We start from the raw sequence: 2,166 nt of genomic DNA, 5'->3' as shown, positions 1-2,166 counted from the left end.
GCGCTTCGCTGCGTTTCTTGGGCGTGCCCCTTATACGGCGACGGTCGAAGACATACGGCATTTCCAGTTGCATCAGCATGAGAACGGCGTAGGCCCCGCGACGATCAACAGCACGGTTTCGGCGCTACGCTTTCTGTTCACGGTGACCCTGAAGCGGCGGGATCTGGCGCGAGCGCTGGTGATAACGCGCAATCCGCGCAAGCTACCGGATGTGCTGAGTATTGAGGAAGCTGCCCGCTTACTGGAGGCGGCACCTGGCATCAAATACAAGGCGGCGCTCGGCGTGGCCTATGGCGCTGGGTTGCGCGTCTCCGAGGTCGCGCATCTCAAGGTCGATGACATCGACTCGAAACGCATGCTGATCCGGGTCGAACAAGGCAAGGGACGCAAGGATCGCAATGCCATGCTTTCTCCGCAGCTCCTCGAACTGCTGCGGCTGTGGTGGCGCGAAGGAAAGCGGCGCGGCGTGATGCTGCCTCATGGTTGGCTGTTTCCGGGACGTAGCCGCACCGACCCGATCTCGTCGCGGCAACTGCATCGCGCGGTTCAGGAAGCTGCCGATGTTGCCGGCATCCACAAGCGCGTCAGTCCACACACCTTGAGGCATAGCTTTGCCACCCATCTTCTGGAGGATGGCACGGATATCCGTGTCATCCAGGTTCTGCTCGGACATAGCAAGCTGGAGACGACCGCTCTCTATGCGAAGGTCTCCACCCGGACCATTCACGCGGTCGCGGGACCTCTTGATCGGCTGATGGCGCTGATGGAAGGCAAAACGCCCGACGGCTGAACCATGCGTACCGCGATCGAGGTCGCCGATATCTTCCGTGCTGCCGGGCCGACCTATCGGAAAGCCCATGCGGGACATCTCAGCTTGACCCAGCTCAAGGTGATGTCGGCGGTCGAGCACTGCCGCACAGCGGCACTGGGCGGACATGTCGAGGCCTGCGAGGATTGTGGAGAGTGGCGCATCGCCTACAATTCCTGCCGCAACCGGCACTGCCCGAAGTGCCAGGGCGCCGCTGCACGCACATGGCTCGCCGAACGAGAGGCTGATCTCCTGCCTGTCGGATACTTCCACATCGTCTTCACATTGCCAGCCGAGGTCGCCGCCATTGCCTTCTACAACAAGGCGCTGGTTTACGACCTTCTGTTCAAAGCCGCATCCGAGACTATGCTGACGATCGCCACCGATCCCAAGCATCTCGGGGCGCGCATCGGCATCACTGCAGTCCTGCACACATGGGGATCGGCCATGACCCATCATCCCCATGTTCACATGATCGTGCCAGGTGGTGGCATAGCCCTCGATGGTTCACGCTGGATATCGTCACGTCCAGCATTCCTCCTGCCGGTGCGTGTACTCGGCAAGCTCTTCCGGCGCTTGTTCCTGACGCGGCTGCTCCAATTCCACGATGCCGGGCGGCTCGCCTTCTTCGGTTCGGCTGCGCATCTCGCTGACTGCCGGGCATTCGGACGGTACCTGTCGCCGGTGCGAAAGAAGCGTTGGGTCGTTTATGCCAAGCCGCCCTTCGCGGGACCTGAGGCGGTTCTTGCCTATCTGTCACGCTATACGCACCGGGTGGCCATCTCGAACAGTCGTCTGATCTCGTTCGACGAGACCGGCGTCACCTTCCACTTCAAGAACTACCGCCGCGATGGTTCCGATCGACAGCAGGTCATGATCCTTGCCCCCGACGAGTTCATTCGCCGCTTCCTGCTCCACGTCCTGCCGCGCGGGTTCCACCGCATCCGGCATTACGGCCTGCTCGCCGGCAGTGCCCGAAAGACTAGCATCACCCGCGTCCGCGAACTCCTGAACGCTGCCCCGCAGCCTGTTGACAACGCTGCCGACGAGCCGATCGAGATCCGCCCGCCATGCCCATGCTGCGGCGGGCGCATGATCGTCATCGAGGTGTTCAAACGCTGGCAGCAACCGCGCGGACCGCCGGATAAGGCAACAACAAACCGGGAGAGTGCGTCATGACCCGGCATGGCAGATCCATTCATATGGACCACTCAAAACAGAGCCGGCCAACGGGAGGCCCTGCGCCAGTCACTATGGCGACGGCTTTCAGCCTGGCAAACGTGCTCCCAGTCACGACAAAAATCTCGGCAATCACACCTGCAAACACCACTCTCGGCCTGCTGGGACTGACAAACGTC

The 2,166-nt window shown here is 61.7% G+C and carries 3 protein-coding genes; all 3 read left to right on the top strand.

The window, feature by feature from the left end; all coding sequences use genetic code 11:
• Nucleotides 1–790 (top strand): tyrosine-type recombinase/integrase (locus tag JTP94_RS14300; protein ID WP_204851164.1); only part of this gene is annotated, 790 nt, incomplete at its 5' end.
• A 3-nt stretch (nt 791–793) separates the two neighbouring features.
• Complete coding sequence (locus JTP94_RS14295; RefSeq protein WP_204851163.1) at nt 794–1,987, top strand: IS91 family transposase; 1,194 nt, start codon at nt 794–796, stop codon at nt 1,985–1,987.
• Nucleotides 1,984–2,166: hypothetical protein (locus tag JTP94_RS14290; RefSeq protein WP_204851162.1), on the top strand; the 183-nt coding region annotated here is incomplete at its 3' end. The genes JTP94_RS14295 and JTP94_RS14290, both read left to right, overlap by 4 nt.

It is taken from the genome of Martinezella lusitana (assembly GCF_016901135.1).
GTDB lineage: Bacteria > Pseudomonadota > Alphaproteobacteria > Rhizobiales > Rhizobiaceae > Rhizobium > Rhizobium lusitanum_D.
Note: the sequence above shows the minus strand (reverse complement) of the source record. Positions and strands in the feature narration are given on the sequence as shown.